The sequence below is a fragment of the Saccharopolyspora sp. 6V genome, assembly GCF_020176785.1.
Lineage (GTDB): Bacteria > Actinomycetota > Actinomycetes > Mycobacteriales > Pseudonocardiaceae > Saccharopolyspora_C > Saccharopolyspora_C gregorii.
On the sequence record NZ_JAIUKB010000019.1, the window covers coordinates 94629 to 113183 of the forward strand.

An 18555-nucleotide genomic window follows, 5' to 3' on the forward strand; every position below is an offset into this window, starting at 1 on the left:
GCCGCCGTGCACCGCTACTCGTCGGCCAGCGGCTCCGCGCTGATCTTGCGCAGCATCAGCCCGCTGGCCGACGCCGCCAGCGCCGCGACCAGCAGGCCGAGCACGATCGGCGCCAGGATCGCCGGCGTCAGCGTGGTGCTCTGGTCCAGCACGTTCAGCAATCCGAGGCTGACGCCGGTGCCTCCCGCGGTCGCGATCCCCGCCGCGACCAGCGCCGGGAGCGCCGCCTCGACGTGCAGGGCGCGGACCAGCACCCGGCTCTGCGTACCGGCGGCGATCAGCGCCCCCAGCGTGCGGCGCCGATCGATGACCGACCCCGCGGCGGTGATCGCCGCGCTGCCCGCCGCGAGCACCGACGCGATCGACAACCCGATCACGGTGATCCGGTGCAGGTCCCCGGTCTGGACGTCCCCGGCGACGCTGCGCGACTCGATCGATTCGATGTCCGCACCGGGGATCGTGCGCGCCATGGCGGTGCGCACCTCGATCCGGTCCGCCCCGGTGGGCGGGAGCACGGACAACGTGGTCTGCTCCGAGCCTTCCACCGCGGGCATCGCGCGCGGGTCGACGAGCACGGTGTCCAGGTCCGGTTCGGAGACGACCGGAGTTCCGGGCGGCACCGGCGTGGCGGAGGGCCGGTCGGCGCCACCCGTGCTCGGGGTGACGGTGAGTTCCGAGGTCGGCTGCCCGTCCGGCACGTGGACGGCGGGCGGCCCCTCGCACGAGGGCCGGAAGGGAGTCACCTCCCGAGCAGCGCGGCAGTCGATGACCAGGCCGAAGGCGGACGAGTCGCCGGCCCCGCCGATCAGAACCTGCTCGTAGCCGGCGACGGTGGCCCGCACGCCCCGCGCCGCCAGTTCGTCGGCGAGGCGTTGGCGCAGTTCGGGTGCGCGGCTGCTGGGCACGTCCGCGAGGAGCACGCCCCGCTCGTCCCAGCTGCCCATCGAATTCGGCCCGCCGGTCATCGCGGGCAACGCCGTCAGCGCCATCGATCCGATGAACACCGCGAGCACCATGCCGGACGACGACCGGTAGGCGCTCTTCGGGTCGCTGACCAGCCGCCTGCCCGCCAGCAGCACCGAAGGACCGCGCCACACCCGGGCGAACAGCCGGCCGGTGGTGGCGGTGATCCACGGTCCGACCAGGGAGAACGACCACGCCACCGCGGCGATCGGCAGCACGAGGACCAGGAATCCCGCACCGTCGTCGTACTTCACCATGCCGAGCACGAACAGCGCCGCGACCACCGCGATGATCAGCAGCCGCCACGCCTTGGGCCTGCCGCGCTGCTGCTCGGTGGCCGCGCTCAGCGGCGCGCGCACGACCCGGCCGGCGCCCAGCACGGACGAGGCCACCACGAGCGCCGGAACGCCGATCGCCACGCCCAGGACCGCCCAGATCGACGGGGTGATGTCGTCGACGAACCAGGTGCCGTTCCCCCAGGGGATCATCGCGATGAGGTACCGCAGCGGCCAGGTCAGCAGCACTCCCGCCGCGGTGCCGACCACCGCGGCGAGCCCGGTCTCCGCGGCCACCGTCGAGACCACCTGGGACGGGGTCGCACCCGCCATCCGCAACGACGCCATCCTGCGTTCCCGGCGCGCCGCGGTCAGCCGCGAGGCCGAGGCGACCAGCACGAGGCTGGGAGCCGCCAGTACGAACAGGCCGAACAACGCCATCGGTTGCAGCAGCAGGTCCTCGGACTCCGCCTGGATCGTCACCGAGGAGTACGGGTTCGCGACGGCGGCGGCCTCGTCCAGTGCGCCTCGCGGGTGCCCGACGACGGCGACGAGCTGTTCCGGGTAGCGCAGCAGCCGCGGGTCGATCGTGCCCGCGATGCGCTGCGGGAAGCGGTCGGCCAGTTCGCCGTCCGGCAGCGCGGCCGCCTTCTCGGCGAGCGCCGGGGACAGCAGCGCCTCGCCGGGAGCCGGGAATTCCGGGGCCTTCCCGCCGCCGGCGGCGCCGGAGACGTCCAGCCGGCTGATCATCTCGCCGCGCACGTAGTCCTGGGAGGCCAGTTCCACCCCGCCCGTCTCGGAGACGCCCTGGTGGCCCTCCTGCCAGGAGGAGCGGTCGGTGCGCGCCTGCGCGGCGTGCGGCAGCGCGGTGAGGATCAGCACCAGCGCGGTCGCCACCATCACGCCGGCGGCGGTCAGGATCGCCGAGGTGCGGGTGCGGGAGTCGTGCCGCAGCACCCGCACGGCCAGCTGCAGGGGGTTCACCGCGCCACCGCCCCGCCGCGCGCCGCGACGTCGTGCGCGATGAGGCCGTCGCGGATCTCCACCACCCGGCTGCACCGAGCGGCCAGTTCGCGGTCGTGGGTGACCACGACGACGGCGGCACCGGAACGGGTCGCGCTGTCGGCGAGCGCGCGCATCGTCGCCTCGCCGGTGCGGGTGTCCAGTGCGCCGGTCGGCTCGTCCGCGAAGATCACCTTCGGTTCGTGCGCCATCGCCCGCGCGATCGCCACCCGCTGCGCCTGGCCACCGGAGAGCTGGCCGGGCAGTCGTGCCTCCATACCGCTCAGGCCCAGCTCGGCCAGCCATTCGCGGGCGGTGCCGATGGCCCGGCGCCGGTCGGTGCCGCCGAGCAGCAGCGGCAGCGCCACGTTCTCCTCGGCGGTCAGCTCGCCGACGAGCATGCCCTGCTGGAACACGAAGCCGAACTCGTGCCGCCGCAGCTCGCTGCGCTTGGTCTCGGAGAGCTGGTCGACGCGGCGCCCGCCGAAGACGACCTCCCCCCGGTCCGGGCGCAGGATCCCGGCGAGCACGTGCAGCATCGTGGTCTTGCCGGAGCCGGACGGGCCCACGATCGCCAGCACCTCACCGGCCCGCACCTCGATGTCCGCCCCGCCCAGCGCCCAGTGCTCGCCGTACTGCTTGGCCAGGCCGCGGCCCGCCAGCACCGTCCCGCCCGCCGGCATCTGCCCCTGCTGCATGTGTCGTTCCCCTCGGTCCCGATGCGCCGTGCGGCGCCCGGGAGGAACGTTCGCAGCGCGCGAGGGGAAGCCGCCTCATCCGACAGGCCGTGCGAGGTCGGCTGATCGGCCGGAGCTCCTGGTCCGACAGGCCAGGCATGCCGTTGCGGCCGGGTTCTCGCCGACCGGTCCCGGCGGCGCCCGGGAGAACGCCGGTCGTGCCCGGGACGCGCTTTCCGGCTCCGGGCACGGGTTCCCCGCGCTACCCCGCCAGTTCGAGGTCTTCGAGGCTGCGCCGCGAGGTCTCCCGCACGCAGAAGAACGTGAACACCAGCGCCAGCACGGCGAAACCGGCGAAGATGCCGAACACCGCGCCCGCCCCGAACACGAGCAGCACCGGGAAGAACTGGGACACCAGCAGGTTCCCCGTCCAGTTCACGAACGACCCGACGCCGACGCCGAGGGTGCGCACCCGCAGCGGGAACTGCTCCGGCAGCAGCACCCACATCAGCGGCCCCCAGCTCAGCGAGAACGCCACCTTGAACACCGCCAGGCACAGCACGGCCCCGGTCGCCCCGGCCGTCCCGGCGAGCAGGTCCCCGCCGAACAGCACCGCGAGCACCGACATGCTCAGCAGCATCGCGGTGCCGCCGATCATGAGCAGCTTCTTGCGCCCCACCGCGTCCACCACCCGCGCCGTGATCAGCGTGGTGATGATGGACAGCGCGCCGAGCCCGACGCTGTTGAGCAGCGCGGCGCTGTCGCCGAAACCGGCGGCGCGCAGGATCGTCGGCGCGTAGTAGACGATGGTGTTGATCCCGATGAACTGCTGCAGCAGCGCCAGTCCGACGGCCACCAGCAGCGGCCTGCGCAGCGCGGGGGTGAGCAGTTCGCGCCAGCGGGCCCGGTCCTGCTCCGGTTCGGCGTCCCTGGTGCGGCGGATGTCGGCGAGCACCGCCGCCGCCTCGTCCTCGCCGAGCTGCGCGCGCAGCACCCGCCGCGCCTCCTCCGTCCGGCCGTGGGCGACGAGCCAGCGCGGCGTCTCCGGCGAGCGGGACACCCCGAACAGCAGCAGCAACGACGGCACCAGCGCGATGCCCAGCATCCACCGCCACGCGCCCCACGGCGACAGCGCCAAGCTCGTCACGTAGGCGACGAAGATCCCGATGGCGATCATCAGCTGGTTGAGGGTGGCGATGCCGCCGCGGTTGCGCGTCGGCGCCAGCTCGGACAGGTAGGTGGGCACCACCACCGAGGCGATGCCGACGGCGAGCCCGCCGAGCACCCGGGCCGCGACGAGCACCGCCACCGACGGGGCGAGCGCCATGCCGATCGCGGACAGCCCGAACACGGCCGCGCCCAGCTGCAGGATCGGCCGCCGCCCCCAGCGTTCCGCCAGCGAGCCCGCCACCAGGCTGCCGAAGATCGCGCCGAGCATCAGCGAGCTCACCACCAGCCCCTTCGTCCACGGGGTGAGCCCCAGCGCGGGCGAGATGAACAGCAGCGAACCGGCCGCGATGCCCTGGTCGTACCCGGCGAGGATGCCGCCGAAGGAACCGAAGAAGAACACCGAGCGCGCCGCGGCGGAGGAGCTCGGCGAACGGGATTGGGACATGTGCGGTTCTCCAGTGGCATCACGGTGTTCCGGGCCGATCAGTGCGATGGAGAGTGGCACCGGACCCCATTTGCGTCAATGCTCGGTCAGAATGTGGACAGGTTTTTGACGAAGCCCGTTCGTAAATGGAGCAATGCCGGGTTACGCTGCGGCCATGACCGACCCCGCCCCGACCGCGCTGCACCGGCTGCGCCAGGGCAACGCCGAACGCGTGCTCGGTTGCCTGCGCAGGCACGGCGAGCTGAGCCGGGCCGCGGTCGCCGAGCGCAGCGGGCTGTCCCGCACGACGCTGTCGGCGATCCTCGGCGACCTGATCCGGCGCGGGGTCGTCGTGGAGACCGAACTCCCGCCGTCGCACCGCCGGGGCCGCCCCACCCGCGGGCTCACGCTCAACCCGGGCGCGGGCCAGTACCTCGGTCTCGAACTGGGGCGCAACCGGATCCGGCTGGTGCTGGCCGACGCCGCGCACCGCGTGCAGGCCCGCGCCGACCTGTCCTACGGCTCGGCGCGCGGCGCCGCGGACCGGCTGGCGCTGGCCGAGCGCGCCGTGCGGGAGGCCGCCGAGCACCACGGGATCACGCTGGGCACGCTCGCCGGGATCGGCGTCGGCTCCACCGGGCCCGGCGAGCTGGTGCTCGCGCCCGCCGCCGGGCTGGACGAACCGGACCGGCTCCGCGGGCGGGAGCTGATCGCCGACCGCCTGGCCCGCGCGTTCGGGGTACCGGTGGGCGTGGACAACAACACCCGGCTCACCGCGCTCGCCGAAGCCACCTGGGGCGCCGCGGCCGGGGCCTCCGACCTGCTCTACGCGCACTTCTCGCACGGCACCGGCGGCGGCCTGATCATCGGCGGGCAGCTGGTCCGCGGCACCGGCGGGGTCGCCGCCGAACTCGGGCACCTGTGCGTCGACGACACCGGGCCGAAGTGCTGGTGCGGCGGACACGGCTGCCTGGAGCGCTACGCCTCGGTACCCGCGGTGCTGCGCGCGACCGGGCACCGCCGCTGGGCGGTTGTGCGGGACGCGCTGGCCCGCGACGGCGCCGAGGCCGAGGCGGTCCGCGCGGCCGGGGAGCACGCCGGGACGGCGCTGGCGGCGATGTGCACGGCGGTCAACGCGGGCCGGGTGGTGCTCGGCGGCGAACTCGCCGAACTGGGCGAGCCGTTCCTGCGCCCGCTGCGCGAGTCGTTCGCCCGGCGCGCGATGCGGTCGCTGCGCTGCGGCGTCGAGTTCGGCACCGCGGGCACCGCGCCGTGGGGCGGGGCGCTGGGCGGACTGGCGCTCGCGCTGCACGAATCTCCGCTGCTGGCCCGCTATCCGCTGCCGCGGCACCCCGAGCAGGCCGCCGCGCCGGACGCCGAATCCGGCCGCTGACCCGACCCCGCCCGACGCTTCCCGCCGAGGAGATCTCCGTGCCGCGCAACATGCTCTTCCTGATGACCGACCAGCACCGGATCGACACGCTGGGCTGCTACGGCGACCCGGACGCCGTGCGCACCCCGAACCTGGACGCGCTCGCCGCGGGCGGCACCCGCTTCGACAACTGCTTCACCCCCACCGCGATCTGCACGCCCGCCCGCGCGAGCCTGCTCACCGGGTACGCCCCGTTCCGGCACAAGCTGCTGGCGAACTACGAGCGCAACGTCGGCTACCTGGAGGACCTGGCGCCGGACCAGTTCACCTTCGCCGAGCGGCTCGCCGAGCGCGGCTACAACCTGGGGCTGCTCGGCAAGTGGCACGGCGGGGTGCGGCGCAACGCCGCCGACTACGGGTTCCAAGGCCCGGACCTGCCGGGCTGGCACAACCCCGTCGACCACCCGGATTACCTGGCGTACCTGGAGGAGCACGGCCTGCCGCCGTACTCGATCCGGGACGAGGTGCGCGGGACGGCGCCGAACGGGAACCCCGGCAACCTGCTGGCGGCCCGGTTGCAGCAGCCGGTGGAGGCGACCTTCGAGCACTACCTGACGACCCGCACCATCGAGATGCTGCACCGGTTCGCCGCCGACGAGTCCACTTCGGACACACCGTTCTTCTTGGCGACGCACTACTTCGGCCCGCACCTGCCGTACCTGCTGCCGGATTCCTACTACGACATGTACGACCCGGAGGAGATCGAGCTGCCGCGCTCGGTGCTGGAGACCTTCGAGGGCAAGCCCCCGGTGCAGCGCAACTACAGCGCGCACTGGGCGTTCGACACCATGTCGCCGGAGGACAGCCGCAAGCTCATCGCCGTCTACCGGGGTTACGTGACGCTCATCGACGAGCAGATCGGCCGGTTGCGCCGCGCGCTCGACGAGCTCGGGCTCAGCGACCGCACCTCGATCATGTTCACCGCCGACCACGGCGAGTTCACCGGGGCGCACCGGCTGCACGACAAGGGACCGGCGATGTACGACGACATCTACCGCATCCCCGGCATCGTGTCGGTGCCCGGCGAGCGGCCGCAGGTGCGGGACGAGTTCGTCAGCCTCACCGACTTCACCGCCACGATCCTGGAGCTCGCCGGGGAGGACCCGTCCCCCGCGGTGGACAGCCGCAGCCTGCTGCCGCTGGTGCGCGGCGAGCACCCGGAGTGGGCGCCGGACCTGGTCGCCGAGTACCACGGCCACCACTTCCCGTACCCGCAGCGGATGTTGCGCGGCGCCCGTTACAAGCTGGTGGTGAACCCGGAATCGCACAACGAGCTCTACGACCTGGAGCTGGATCCGGACGAGCTGCACAACCGCTACGAGCAGCCCGAGGTCCGCGAGGTCCGCAACGCCATGCTGCGCCGCCTCTACGAGCTGCTGCGCGAGCGCGGCGACAACTTCTACCACTGGATGACGAGCATGTACCCGGTCGGCGAGACCGATTACGACCCGACGCTCAGCTCGTTCTGACACCCGGAACGGAGCGGGGGGGGCGCGGGGGGCCCCCCCCCGCCGGCCCCCCCCCCCCCGGGGCCGCGCCCCCCCCCCCCCCCGCCCCCCCCCCCCCCCCGCCCCCCCCCCCCCGCCCCGCGGCGGGCCCCCCCCCGGCCCCCCCCCCGGGGGCCCCCCCGCCGCGGAACGGGTCAGCCGTCGAAGCGACCGGCCTTCACAGCGCCGACGAAAGCCGACCACTGGGCACCGGTAGCAGTTAAATGACCTGCTGCACGATCCTTGGTGTCACGAACCGCGGCGCCGTCGGCCACCCGGCCGACCTCGACGCAATCGGTCTGCTGGGCCGACCTGCTGGACTTGCGCCAGCCGCGAGGCTCGGTGCTCATGATGCTCCTTCCGGTTCAGTGCAACGTCCCTCGTTGATACCGAACTCGTCGGCTGATCCGGCCCTACAACCGGATCGACCGACGCCCCGCGCATCACGCACTCCTCGTCTCGTCATCTTTCCTGGAACTCGGTTCGCGATCACGAACCGACGACATGCCGGGGGCGTTCCTGCTCGGGCCGCGGAACACCCCCGGCTTCCTCCCTCGCGCGCACCCCGAATCGGGGTTTTCGGGTCGCTGCGGACAGGAGGCCCCTGCATCCACACGGCTCACAGTTCTCCCCGCATGGATCAGGAGACGCTTTCTGGGGACGAGCTATTCGTCATCGTCGATGTCCACGCCTCCCACCGGCGCACGCTCCGAAATCAAAATCCCGTTGCACGTTCCGCACGTCGGGGCCATGCACCAGCCCTGTTCCGAAATCTCCTGCTCCAGCGCCACCGACACGTCGCACACCGACCTGTCCTCGGCTTGACCGTTGTAGCGCCTCCCCCGGAACGCGTGCCTGATTCCGTCACTCGCCGGACGCCAGTAATGCCGCCCCGGCTCCGGCTCCAGCGCAGTCACGCCGCCGCCTGCCGAGTACCCCGGCACCCCGGCCGCTCCCGCAACCGATGCCGACCCCGGCCCCGCTTCCACGCCGGCACCTCGACCGAGTTCACCGAGATCGGAGCCGGGGCCGGTGCATCCGGATCAACCGTCGGCCACACCACCGCGTCCCCATCCTCGGAGGCCTCATCGGCCCGCCACGGCTCCGGCAACACCCCCGACGCCACGATCCCCGCGACATCCGCGACAGGTGAATCGACCACCGATTCACCCCACGTGAACAAGCCCACCGGACGCGGCACCGCCACACCCACCCACAGCGCGCACACCGGGCAGATCTCGCGATCCGCCACACCATCCGGGCACACCGCCCGACGCGTGAACACCGGCCCGTACACCCACGCACCACACGCCGACGGCAACGCCCCACCACCCCGACGCGTCACCACGTGCCACCGCGTATCCACCGGACCCCACGACGCAGCCCACATCCACATCACCGACCACCCCCTGACTCAGGACCCCACGCCAACCGGCGCGACTCGCACACCACACCCGCCAAGGACCGAACCGGTTCCGTCTCAACGCGTACGCGTGCCTGCTGCGCTGCAACCATCCGATGCTCACCCTCCGTCATCGTCGATCGACATCGATGTAACGTCTAACCGTGAACTGGTGATGGTTAGACGCTAACGGCTGCCAGGTAAGATTGTCGATACGCCCGGACGGGTGGCTTCTCGGCGCAAGGTGACGTGCAAAGGTGGGGTCATGGCAGGTACCGCGCGACAGGTTCATCTCGGTCGGAAACTTCGTGAGCTTCGCGACGCAGCAGGCCTGTCTCTCGACGAGGCCGCAAAGCACGTAGAACGCTCACGATCAACCGTCGGCCACTGGGAGCGAGCCCACTCGCGGGTCTCTGCGCAGGACCTCGCGGCGCTCCTCAAGCTCTACGGCGCCTCCGAAGAGATGGCTGATCAGCTCCAGCAGCTCCGACGTGATAGCCACCAGCGCGGGTGGTGGCAGAGCTACAAGCTTCCTGGCTATCTCGAACCGTTCGTCGGGTTCGAGGCCGAAGCGAGCGAGGCGTTCCACTTCGAGCTCGGCGTCATCCCCGGCTTGCTCCAGACTGCCGAGTACGCGCGGGCGGTCCACGAGGTCGGCCGGCTGGTTTTGAGTGAAGACGAGCTGCAGCGCGGGATCGACGTGCGACTCAAGCGGCAAGAACGGCTGCAACCTGGCGGAGGGTTGACGCTTCACACCGTGATCGCAGAGGAAGCCTTGCGTCGGACGGTGGGCTCCCGCGAGGTGATGAAGGAACAGCTCGACCAACTACTCAGCGCTGCGGGCCGACCGAATGTCAAGCTCCAGCTACTGCCCCTCGACTCCGGTGCACACGTGGCATCTTCAGGACCGATCACGGTCCTCCGCTTCGCCGACCCAGCCCACGGTGACGTCGCGTTCAGCGACACCCCGCTCGGCGGTCATGTCATCGATGATCTCCGCGACGTCGCCGAGCTGTCGCGGCTCTTCAGCGCGCTCCAGAAGCAGGCGCTCCCGCTCCGGGAGTCCAAGAAGCTGCTCAGTAGCATCGCGGAGGCGTACGGCGAAGGAGCGGGACCATGAACACACCACCCAAGTGGCGCAAATCGAGCCGCAGCGGCCAGATGAACAACTGCGTGGAAGTCGCTGCGGTGCCCAGTAGTGTTCTAGTGAGGGACAGCAAGCTCGGGAGCTCTTCCCCGGTACTGGAAACCACGCCAAGCGCGATGCGCGCATTCTTGTCAGCGATCAAATCTGGTCGGTACGACAGCTAGCAGCAACGCGGAGAAACCCCGGAGGACGTGAGTTCTCCGGGGTTTCTCATGCACTAATGACGACAACGTACCGTCGAAGTCTTCTCCAGCTGGTTGCCGAGCGACTGCGGATCGCTGCACTCGGTCAACGTGAGACACTGGAGATGCTCGATAGGGCGATCCGTGAACTGCCGAGTGAGGAAGCGACGTGACGACGCTCAAGGACGAACGCGGTGCCACCTGGCACAAGAGCAGCCGCAGCAGCGGCGGCGCGAACAACTGCATCGAACTCGGCGCTCAAGACCACACCTGGCACGGCATCCGTGACAGCAAGGACCCACACGGTCCGGCCCTCGCTCTGAGTCACGACACCGTGGTCTCGCTCATCGGTGCAGTTAAGGCGGGACGCTTACCTCACGCAGAATAGGAAGCTTCCTTGTGAATCCTCGCTTGCTCCGGCAGGCGAGGATTTCTTTATCTGCATCACGGCGCCACCTTCGACGGCGCGTACGTGAGCTTTCTGGCGCTTACGCTGCGCGCACGCTGGTCAGCGAGCACAAGCGGGATGAACGGCCCGGCCGCCCCGAGGTATCGGGTCGGCGGGCCGTTCACCCGTGGGATCACCAGGCGACCGGCAGCGACTTCAGGCCGTAGACGAAGTGGTACGAGCGGAACTCGATCTCGTCGTCGGGGATCGCGGTGCGGAGCTCCGGGAACGCCCGCAGCAGCGCGGGGAACGCGATGCGCATCTCCATCCGGGCCAGCGGCGCGCCGAGGCAGTGGTGGATGCCGTGGCCGAAGCCGATGTGGTTCGTCGGCTTGCGGGTGATGTCGAGCGCGTCGGGATCGTCGACCAGTTCCGGGTCCCGGTTCGCCGCGGGCAGCGCGAACACGACCATCTCCCCGGCGGGGATCACCTGGCCGGCGATCTCCACCTCGGTGGTGGTCACCCGCGGCGTGCCGGAGTGCACGATGCTCAGCCAGCGCATCAGCTCCTCCACCGCGGGCGCCACCCGTTCCGGGTCGTCGCGCACCAGCGCCAGCTGGTCGGGGTGGCGCAGCAGCGCGAGGGTGCCCAGGCCCAGCATGTTGGAGGTCGTCTCGTGCCCGGCGAGCAGCAGCAGGCTCGCGATGCCGGTCAGGTCCGGGGTCTCCAGCTCGTGGCCGTGCTCGCGCACCAGCATGCCGAGCATGTCCTCGCCCGGAACGGCCTGCGCGCGTTCGACGAGTTCGCGCATGTACGCCCGCTGCGCGAGGCTGGCCTGCCGCCGCACGTCCTCGGGCAGCGAGGTGTCCAGGATCGTGCCGGTGCGGGTCTGGAACTCGTCGCGGTCCGCGTAGGGCACGCCCAGCAGTTCGCAGATCACCAGCGAGGGCACCGGCAGCGCGAAGTCGGTGACCAGGTCGCGCGGGGCACCGGCCCGGCGCATCGCGTCCAGGTGCTGGTCGACGATCTCCACGATGCGCGGTTCGAGCCGCCGCATCCGCCGCACCGTGAACTCGGGGGTGAGCATCTTGCGCAGCCGGGTGTGCTCCGGCGGGTCGTAGCCCAGCAGGTTGCCGCGGCGCAGCTCCGCCGCCTCCTCCGGGGACAGCTCGCTGTTCGGCCGCTGCCAGCCGTTGCTGAAGGTCTCCGCATCGCCGAGCAGCGCGCGGACGTCCGCGTGCCGGGTGACCAGCCAGGCGCGGGCGCCGAACGGGGTGGCGACCTGGGTGACGCCGTCGTTCTCGCGGGCCGCGGCGAGGTCGGGAACCGGGTCGAAGCCGTTGCGCCGCATGTGCAGCGGCAGGGCGGGAGTGGTGGCCGGGCTGTCCGTCGCAGAGGACATGGGCGCTCCTGGTGTCGGAAGGGGAACCCGACCCACGCTACCTAACCGAGAGTCGACTCTCACTTAATCCGCCTGTGAACTTCCTGAGAGCGCACCGCCGGGCCCGGCCGATCCCGATCGGCGGGGCGGGATCAGCAGCCGGCGTCCGCGGACGACGCTTCGGAGGGCGGGCACGGCAGTTCCGCTCCCCCCGGCCGGCTGCCGTCGAGCAGCAGCGCCAGGTAGCGCCGCCAGCCGCACGATTCGCCGGTGGCGCGCTCCGCCACCCCGGTCGTCGCGGTCGCCAGCACCATCACCACCACGGCGGTGAGGTCGCGCTCCCCCAGTTCCGCGCGCACGCGCCCGTCGCGCTGAGCGCGCCGCAGCACCTCCCCCATCGTCGCCAGGAACCTCGGCAGCACGTCGGACATCGTCACGCCGGTTTCGTGCACCGCGTTCAGCAGCGCTCCGTTGCGCACCACCGTTTCCAGGCTCTCCTCCAGACCGCGGCGCAGGCCGAGCCACGCGTCGGGTTCGGCCGCGGCCTCGGCGAGCAGCGGTTCGACCTCCTCGGTGAAGTACTGGTCGAACACGGCCGCCACCAGCTCCCGCCGGCCCGCGAACCGGCGGTACAGCGTGGCGAGCCCCACCTCGGCGCGCCGGGCCACGTCCTCCAGCCGGATCGCCGGGCCGCGCTCGGCGAGCTCCGCCCGCGCGGCCGCCAGAATCCGCCGGTGGTTGCGCTGGGCGTCGGAGCGCAACGCGCGCCGCTGCGGGTTCGCGGATCCGGACATGGGCAACAGCATGCCGGACCGCCCCGCACCCGCCGGGACGAGGGCGAACACGTGCACGGCGCGATCACCGGCCCGGTAACCTCACGACCAGCGAACCGGCCGCGCAGGCCGGACCCCCGTACCACTCGTTCGACGGCCGGACGCGACACGCGGCCAGGAAGGAACTCACGTGAGCACGCAGGTGGAAACGGCCGAATTCCAGGCCGAGGCGCAAAAACTGCTGCAGCTGATGGTGCACGCCATCTACTCGAACAAGGACACGTTCCTGCGGGAGCTCATCTCCAACGCCTCCGACGCGCTGGACAAGCTGCGGCTGGCCTCCTACCAGGACAAGGACCTGCAGGTCGACACCGAGGACCTGCACATCTCGGTGGAGCCGGACCGCGAGCAGCGGACCCTGACGATCCGCGACAACGGCATCGGCATGTCCAAGGACGAGGTGCGCGACCTGATCGGCACCATCGCGAAGTCGGGCACCGCGGAACTGCTGCAGGAGCTCAAGGACACCTCCGACGGCGCCGCCGCGCAGGAGCTGATCGGCCAGTTCGGCCTCGGCTTCTACTCCAGCTTCATGGTCGCCGACAAGGTCGTGCTGCTGACCCGCAAGGCGGGCGAGGACAGCGCGACGCGCTGGGAGTCCAGCGGTGAGGGCACCTACACCATCGAGACCGTCGACGAAGCCCCGCAGGGCACCGCGGTCACGCTGCACCTCAAGGCGGAGGACCAGGAGGACCGGCTGCTCGACTACGCCGACACCGGGACCCTGACGCGGATCATCAAGAAGCACTCCGACTTCATCGCGTGGCCGATCCGGATGGAGGTGGACAAGCCCGGCGCCGAAGGGGAATCCACCACCGAGGTCGAGACGATCAACTCGATGAAGGCGCTGTGGGCCCGCCCCAAGGGCGAGGTCGAGCAGGCCGAGTACGACGAGTTCTACAAGCACATCAGCCACGACTGGAACGACCCGCTGGAGACGATCCACCTGCGGGCCGAGGGCACCTTCGAGTACCAGGCGCTGCTGTTCATCCCGTCGACCGCGCCGTTCGACCTGTTCTCCCGGGACCAGAAGCGCGGCACCCAGCTCTACGTCAAGCGCGTGTTCATCATGGACGACTGCGAAGAGCTGATGCCGGAGTACCTGCGGTTCGTCAAGGGCGTCGTGGACGCGCAGGACCTGTCGCTGAACGTCTCCCGCGAGATCCTGCAGCAGGACCGCCGGATCCAGATGGTGCGCCGCCGCCTGGTGAAGAAGGTCCTCACCACGGTGCAGGAGATCCAGGCGAACGACGCCGAGCGCTACACCACGTTCTGGGACAACTTCGGGCAGGCCGTCAAGGAGGGCATCGTCGGCGACCCGGACAACGCGGAGCTGGTGCTGGACATCTCCTCGTTCGAGTCGACGCACCACGAGAGCGACCGGACGACGCTGCGCCAGTACGTGGAGCGGATGCCGGCGGACCAGGACGTCATCTACTACATCACCGGCAACTCCCGCACCAAGATCGAGAACTCGCCGCACATCGAGGCGTTCCGGGACAAGGGCGTCGAGGTGCTGCTGCTGAGCGACCCGATCGACGAGATGTGGGTCGAGTCGGTGCCGGAGTTCGACGGCAAGCGCTTCCAGTCCATCACCAAGGGCGAGGTCGACCTCGACGAGAAGACCGAGGAGGACTCCCAGCAGCAGGAGGAGTTCGCCGGGGTCCTGTCCTGGCTGGGCGAGGCGCTGTCCGAGGACATCAAGGAGGTGCGGCTGTCCTCCCGGCTCAGCAGCTCCCCCGCGTGCATCGTCGGCGACAACCACGACATGACGCCGACGCTGGAGAAGATGTACCGGGCGATGGGCCAGCAGGTGCCGCGGGTGAAGCGCATCCTGGAGATCAACCCGTCGCACCCGCTGGTGACCGGGCTGCGCTCCGCGCACACCGCGGACGGCGAGCGGGCCGATCTGGCGGAGACGGCGCAGCTGCTCTACGGCATGGCGCTGCTCGCCGAGGGCGGTGAGCTCCGCGACCCGGCGAAGTTCACCTCGCTGCTCGCGAACCGCCTGGCGACCACCCTCTGAGCACCGGCCCGCCCCCCCGGGGGGGGGGCCCCGCGGCCCCCGGGGCCCCGGGGGGGGGGCGGGCCCCCCCGGGGGGGGGGGGGGCCCCCCCCCCGGGGGCGGCGCGGGGGGGGGCCCCCCCCCCCCGGGGCCCGCGGCGGTCAGACCTTCGCGGACTCGTCGCGGAGTTCGCGCACTTCTCCGCGCAGCGCCTGGACTTCCGCCAGCAGCGCCGCCGTGGTGGCGCTCTCGTCCGCGGCGCGCTCCCGGTCCTCCTGGCCCACCTGGGTCTCCATCGCGCTGACGGCGACGGCGATGAACAGGTTGAGCACGGTGAACGTGGTGACGGCGATGTAGGCGACGAAGAAGATCCACGCGATGGGCCGTTCCGCCATCACTTCGCGGGCCACGTCGGACCAGGCCTCCCCGGTCATCACCTGGAACAGGGTGAACAGCGAGGAGCCCAGGTCGCCGAAGTACTCGGGGGCGACGTCGCGGTACAGCGTGGTGGCCAGCACCGAGGAGACGTAGAGGATCAGCGCGAGCAGCGCGGCGATCGAGGCCATGCCGGGCAGCGCCGCCAGCAGCGCGGACACCACGCGGCGCATCGTCGGCACCACCGAGATCAGCCGCAGCGCCCGCAGCACGCGCAGCGCCCGCAGCACGTCGAACGGCCCAGTCGCCGGTGCCAGCGCCACCCCGACGATCACCAGGTCGAAGCAGTTCCACGGGTCGCGGAAGAACCGGGCGCGGTGCACGTAGAGCCGGGCGAGGAGCTCGACGACGAAGATGGCCATCGCGGTGCGATCGATGGCGTGCAGCGGTGCTCCGTAGCGGTCCAGCAGGTGCGGCACCGTCTCCAGGCCGAGCGTGATCGCGTTGACCACGATCACGCCGATGATGAACGCGTGGAACCGGGGCGCTTCGACGACGTTCTCGACGCGCTCGCGCACGCTCATGGTGGTACTCCCGCCGGGCTGACTCCATTTCGGACGGTGATCAACTTAGCGCCCGCCGAGCACGGCCCATGCCCGGGGGATCACTCAACGTGACGCGGCCCCCCCTCCCGGCAGCGGGAGCGGGGGCCGCGCAACGCGCCCGGAACCTGCCCGGCGAAACGTGTCCTTCGCCTGTCAGCGGCGAAGCCGCTGAGCGGAGACCCAGCACGCAACCGGACCACCCGCGGGTTCTCAGCTGCCTTCTCGCGAGGACAGCGTTTTCCCATGTGGCGGAGCCACCTGTGAAAACGATCCCGCAGCGAGAAGGCAGCTGAGGTTCCGCCACCCGTCCCCCGAGCAAAACGAGTGAGGAGACAGACCCAGTCAGAGCGTCGCGGTGTCGATGACGAAGCGGTATCGGACATCGCTGGCCCGGACCCGCTCGTACGCCTCGTTCACCTGGTCCGCGGCGATGACCTCGACCTCGGCACCGATGCCGTGCTCGGCGCAGAAGTCCAGCATCTCCTGGGTCTCCGGGATGCCGCCGATCATCGATCCGGCCAGCGACTTGTTCCCCGCGATCAGCGAGAAGGCGTTGTAGGACAGCGGGGTTCCGGGCGCGCCGACGTTGACCATCGCGCCACCCGGGCGCAGCAGCGACAGGTAGGCGTCGACCGGGATCTCGGCGGAGACGGTGTTGAGGATGAGGTCGAACCGTCCCTTGAGGACGTCGAAGGTCGCCTCGTCCGAGGTGGCGTGGTAGTCGGACGCGCCGAGCCGCAGCCCGTCCTCCTTCTTCTTGAGGCTCTGGCTGAGCACCGTCACCTCGGCGCCCATCGCGGCCGCGATCTTGACGCCCATGTGCCCGAGCCCGCCGAGGCCGACGACGGCGACCTTCTTGCCGGGACCGGCGTGCCACTGGTTCAGCGGCGAGTAGGTGGTGATGCCGGCGCACAGCAGCGGAGCCGCGACGTCGAGCCCGATGCCCTCGGGGATCCGGCAGACGAAGGAGTCCTTGACCACGACCTGCTTGCTGTAGCCGCCGTAGGTGTTCTCGCCGTCGAAGCCGACGCCGTTGTAGGTCTGCACGTTGCCGCGCACGCAGAACTGCTCGGTGCCCGCGCGGCAGGGTTCGCACTCGCCGCAGGAGTCGACCATGCAGCCGACGCCGACGCGGTCGCCGACCCGGTGCGCGGTGACGGCGGAGCCGACGGCGGCGACGGTGCCCGCGATCTCGTGCCCGGGAACCATCGGGAAGATCGCGCTGCCCCACTCCTCGGCGGCCTGGTGCAGGTCGCTGTGGCAGATGCCCGCGTAGGCGATGTCGATGAGGACGTCGTCCGGGCGCAGGTCGCGGCGGTCGATCACGGTGCGTTCCAGGGGTGCACCGGCACTCGGCGCGGCCATGGCGGGTGTGGGAGCCACTGAGGCCTCCTGTTCCAGGGTTCGGTGATCATCCGCATTGCGGTATGCGCATGCGTTCCCCTAAAGTAAGAGGCTACTTACATTGCACGCAACCGACATCGTTGTGAGCTGCCTTATGCCGCGCGCCTACCACCACGGCGAATTGCGGGCCGCCCTGGTCGACGCCGCTCGCGAACTCCTCGCGGAACGCGGCGCGTTCTCGGTCGCCGAGGTCGCCCGCCGCTGCGGGGTGAGCTCCGCCGCCCCCTACCGGCACTTCCCGGACCGCGCCGCGCTGCAGGCCGAGGTCGCGCTCGCCGTGGCCGGCGAGCTGCGCGCGGAGGTCGTCGCCGCGACGGCGGCGCACGAGGACCCGGACCGGCGGCGGGCGGAAGCGGCCGCCGCCTACACCGGGTACTCGATCCGGCACCGGGCCGGGCTGCACGTGGTGTTCGCGGCGGAGCTGAGCGGCGACCGGTTCCCGGAGCTGCGCCGGGCCGCCCGCGAGCTCATCGACGAATACCTGGCGCTGTGCTTCGCGGCGGCCCCGTCGGCGCAGCGGGCCCTGCTGCTGATGGAGCAGCTGCTCACCCAGGCGCACGGCTACGCCACCTTCTACCTCGACGGCGTGCTGTCCCTGCAGGGCTACGACGTGGACGTGGTCTGCCGGAAGTCCGCGGAGGCCGCCATGACCACCATCCTCGGCGCCCGGCACTCCTGACCCGGAACCACCGTGGTCCGGTCAGCCCCGCGACTCCAGGAACTCCGCGGTGCTGCCGCTCATCAACGAGGTCAGGTAGAACGTCATCTCCTCGACCGGTTCCGGCCGCCCGTTCCGCAACCAGGTGGCGACGGTGCCGACGAACGCGTGCGACAGGAACGCGAGCAGGTACTCCGGCGGGCAGTACGCGGCGTCGACCCGCGCCCCCAGCACCGCGAAGTCGTCGGCGAGCAGGCCGCGCAGCGACCGGCGGCAGCGGCGCCGGAACCCGGTGCCCGCGGCGCCGCGGCACAGCAGCGGCAGCAGCTCCGCGTGCTCCTCGACGACCGCGAGGATCCCCGCGACCCGCAGCGTGAGGACCGGGTACAGCCCGGCGTCCCGGCCCGCCTCCCGCTGCGCCGAGCGGAACGCGGCGCACAGCTCGCCGAGCACCCGCTCGCCGACCAACGCCACGTAGGCGCCGATGTCCGCGTGGCGCCGATAGAACGTGGTGCGCCCGACCCGGGCGCGACGCGCCAGCGCGGCGACGGTGATCCGGTCGACGTCGGATTCGGCACCGAGCTCGACCAGCGCGTGGCGCAACGCGGCCTCCACCCGGCCCGACCCGCGAACGACGTCCCGCACCGGGCCATGCTCCCACCGGCCCCCGGCCCCCCCCCCCCCGGGCGCGGCGGGGTCCCCCGCCGCGAGCTGCGAAGCGGAACACTGGGGCGCCGACCTGTTC

18 protein-coding genes are annotated in these 18555 nt (G+C 71.3%); 7 read left to right on the forward strand and 11 right to left on the reverse strand.

Going from position 1 to position 18555, the window contains the following annotated elements; translation table 11 throughout:
- Window positions 1-14 precede the first annotated feature (14 nt).
- The 3 genes from LCD35_RS04580 to LCD35_RS04590 all read right to left on the reverse strand — a co-directional run bounded on the left by LCD35_RS04580 (window position 15) and on the right by LCD35_RS04590 (window position 4532).
- On the reverse strand, window positions 15-2222 hold the full coding sequence (locus LCD35_RS04580; RefSeq protein WP_225043754.1) for an FtsX-like permease family protein: 2208 nt from the start codon (window positions 2220-2222) through the stop codon (window positions 15-17).
- Entirely contained in the window at window positions 2219-2938 is a 720-nt protein-coding gene (locus LCD35_RS04585) for an ABC transporter ATP-binding protein (protein ID WP_224955797.1), read from the reverse strand. Before LCD35_RS04585 ends, LCD35_RS04580 begins: the two co-directional genes overlap by 4 nt.
- Before the next feature lie 241 nt (window positions 2939-3179).
- Entirely contained in the window at window positions 3180-4532 is a 1353-nt protein-coding gene (locus LCD35_RS04590) for a sugar porter family MFS transporter (protein WP_224955796.1), read from the reverse strand.
- A gap of 154 nt (window positions 4533-4686) precedes the next feature.
- On the opposite strand from LCD35_RS04590, the gene LCD35_RS04595 reads away from it, so the two are divergent.
- Together LCD35_RS04595 and LCD35_RS04600 are read left to right on the forward strand one after the other, a co-directional pair.
- Window positions 4687-5904 (forward strand): ROK family transcriptional regulator, encoded by a 1218-nt coding sequence (locus LCD35_RS04595; protein WP_224955795.1) that lies wholly within the window; start codon window positions 4687-4689, stop codon window positions 5902-5904.
- 38 nt (window positions 5905-5942) lie between these two features.
- A complete protein-coding gene (locus LCD35_RS04600) occupies window positions 5943-7412 on the forward strand; it encodes a sulfatase-like hydrolase/transferase (RefSeq protein ID WP_224965913.1) in 1470 nt (489 codons plus the stop codon).
- 173 nt (window positions 7413-7585) lie between these two features.
- Here LCD35_RS04600 and LCD35_RS04605 read toward each other — a convergent pair whose 3' ends face one another.
- The 3 genes from LCD35_RS04605 to LCD35_RS30285 form a co-directional block, all read right to left on the reverse strand.
- Window positions 7586-7780 carry a DUF397 domain-containing protein gene (locus LCD35_RS04605; RefSeq protein ID WP_225043755.1) on the reverse strand — a complete coding sequence of 65 codons (195 nt, stop codon included), beginning with the start codon at window positions 7778-7780 and terminating at the stop codon, window positions 7586-7588.
- Between the two features lie 315 nt (window positions 7781-8095).
- Window positions 8096-8347, reverse strand: a complete 252-nt coding sequence (locus LCD35_RS04610) for a hypothetical protein (protein WP_225043764.1) — start codon at window positions 8345-8347, stop codon at window positions 8096-8098.
- Window positions 8344-8727 (reverse strand): hypothetical protein, encoded by a 384-nt coding sequence (locus LCD35_RS30285; RefSeq protein ID WP_304621282.1) that lies wholly within the window; start codon window positions 8725-8727, stop codon window positions 8344-8346. The genes LCD35_RS04610 and LCD35_RS30285 overlap by 4 nt, the downstream gene beginning before the upstream one ends.
- Window positions 8728-9097: 370 nt before the next feature.
- Here LCD35_RS30285 and LCD35_RS04620 point away from each other — a divergent pair, with 370 nt between their 5' ends.
- The 3 genes from LCD35_RS04620 (at window position 9098) to LCD35_RS04630 (ending at window position 10549) form a co-directional block, all read left to right on the forward strand.
- A complete protein-coding gene (locus LCD35_RS04620) occupies window positions 9098-9952 on the forward strand; it encodes a helix-turn-helix transcriptional regulator (RefSeq protein WP_225043756.1) in 855 nt (284 codons plus the stop codon).
- Window positions 9949-10143 (forward strand): DUF397 domain-containing protein, encoded by a 195-nt coding sequence (locus tag LCD35_RS04625; RefSeq protein ID WP_224977463.1) that lies wholly within the window; start codon window positions 9949-9951, stop codon window positions 10141-10143. The genes LCD35_RS04620 and LCD35_RS04625 overlap by 4 nt, the downstream gene beginning before the upstream one ends.
- A 187-nt stretch (window positions 10144-10330) precedes the next feature.
- Window positions 10331-10549 (forward strand): DUF397 domain-containing protein, encoded by a 219-nt coding sequence (locus LCD35_RS04630; protein WP_224977464.1) that lies wholly within the window; start codon window positions 10331-10333, stop codon window positions 10547-10549.
- Between the two features lie 193 nt (window positions 10550-10742).
- Here LCD35_RS04630 and LCD35_RS04635 read toward each other — a convergent pair whose 3' ends face one another.
- Window positions 10743-11951 (reverse strand): cytochrome P450, encoded by a 1209-nt coding sequence (locus LCD35_RS04635; RefSeq protein WP_225043757.1) that lies wholly within the window; start codon window positions 11949-11951, stop codon window positions 10743-10745.
- Window positions 11952-12082: 131 nt separating this feature from the next.
- Window positions 12083-12724: a TetR/AcrR family transcriptional regulator gene (locus LCD35_RS04640; protein WP_224965910.1), complete on the reverse strand. Its 642-nt coding sequence runs from the start codon at window positions 12722-12724 to the stop codon at window positions 12083-12085.
- 169 nt (window positions 12725-12893) lie between these two features.
- Between LCD35_RS04640 and htpG the strand changes: the two genes are divergently transcribed.
- Complete coding sequence (htpG, locus tag LCD35_RS04645; RefSeq protein ID WP_225043758.1) at window positions 12894-14789, forward strand: molecular chaperone HtpG; 1896 nt, start codon at window positions 12894-12896, stop codon at window positions 14787-14789.
- Window positions 14790-14929: 140 nt separating this feature from the next.
- Here htpG and LCD35_RS04650 read toward each other — a convergent pair whose 3' ends face one another.
- On the reverse strand, window positions 14930-15727 hold the full coding sequence (locus tag LCD35_RS04650; protein ID WP_225043759.1) for an ion transporter: 798 nt from the start codon (window positions 15725-15727) through the stop codon (window positions 14930-14932).
- A 363-nt stretch (window positions 15728-16090) separates the two neighbouring features.
- Window positions 16091-17113: an NAD(P)-dependent alcohol dehydrogenase gene (locus LCD35_RS04655; RefSeq protein WP_224962989.1), complete on the reverse strand. Its 1023-nt coding sequence runs from the start codon at window positions 17111-17113 to the stop codon at window positions 16091-16093.
- Window positions 17114-17213: 100 nt separating this feature from the next.
- On the opposite strand from LCD35_RS04655, the gene LCD35_RS04660 reads away from it, so the two are divergent.
- On the forward strand, window positions 17214-17831 hold the full coding sequence (locus tag LCD35_RS04660; RefSeq protein ID WP_308016876.1) for a helix-turn-helix domain-containing protein: 618 nt from the start codon (window positions 17214-17216) through the stop codon (window positions 17829-17831).
- Between the two features lie 21 nt (window positions 17832-17852).
- On the opposite strand, the gene LCD35_RS04665 is transcribed toward LCD35_RS04660, so the two are convergent.
- Window positions 17853-18455 carry a TetR-like C-terminal domain-containing protein gene (locus LCD35_RS04665; protein ID WP_225043760.1) on the reverse strand — a complete coding sequence of 201 codons (603 nt, stop codon included), beginning with the start codon at window positions 18453-18455 and terminating at the stop codon, window positions 17853-17855.
- Window positions 18456-18555 lie beyond the last annotated feature (100 nt).

Excerpts from the sequence above, each read along its gene's own strand:
- LCD35_RS04585 (WP_224955797.1), bottom strand. The coding sequence starts at position 2,938 with ATGCAGCAGGGGCAGATGCCGGCGGGCGGGACGGTGCTGGCGGGCCGC.
- LCD35_RS04590 (WP_224955796.1), bottom strand. The coding sequence starts at position 4,532 with ATGTCCCAATCCCGTTCGCCGAGCTCCTCCGCCGCGGCGCGCTCGGTG.
- LCD35_RS04595 (WP_224955795.1), top strand. The coding sequence starts at position 4,687 with ATGACCGACCCCGCCCCGACCGCGCTGCACCGGCTGCGCCAGGGCAAC.
- LCD35_RS04605 (WP_225043755.1), bottom strand. The coding sequence starts at position 7,780 with ATGAGCACCGAGCCTCGCGGCTGGCGCAAGTCCAGCAGGTCGGCCCAG.
- LCD35_RS04620 (WP_225043756.1), top strand. The coding sequence starts at position 9,098 with ATGGCAGGTACCGCGCGACAGGTTCATCTCGGTCGGAAACTTCGTGAG.
- LCD35_RS04625 (WP_224977463.1), top strand. The coding sequence starts at position 9,949 with ATGAACACACCACCCAAGTGGCGCAAATCGAGCCGCAGCGGCCAGATG.
- LCD35_RS04635 (WP_225043757.1), bottom strand. The coding sequence starts at position 11,951 with ATGTCCTCTGCGACGGACAGCCCGGCCACCACTCCCGCCCTGCCGCTG.
- LCD35_RS04640 (WP_224965910.1), bottom strand. The coding sequence starts at position 12,724 with ATGTCCGGATCCGCGAACCCGCAGCGGCGCGCGTTGCGCTCCGACGCC.
- LCD35_RS04650 (WP_225043759.1), bottom strand. The coding sequence starts at position 15,727 with ATGAGCGTGCGCGAGCGCGTCGAGAACGTCGTCGAAGCGCCCCGGTTC.
- LCD35_RS04655 (WP_224962989.1), bottom strand. The coding sequence starts at position 17,113 with ATGGCCGCGCCGAGTGCCGGTGCACCCCTGGAACGCACCGTGATCGAC.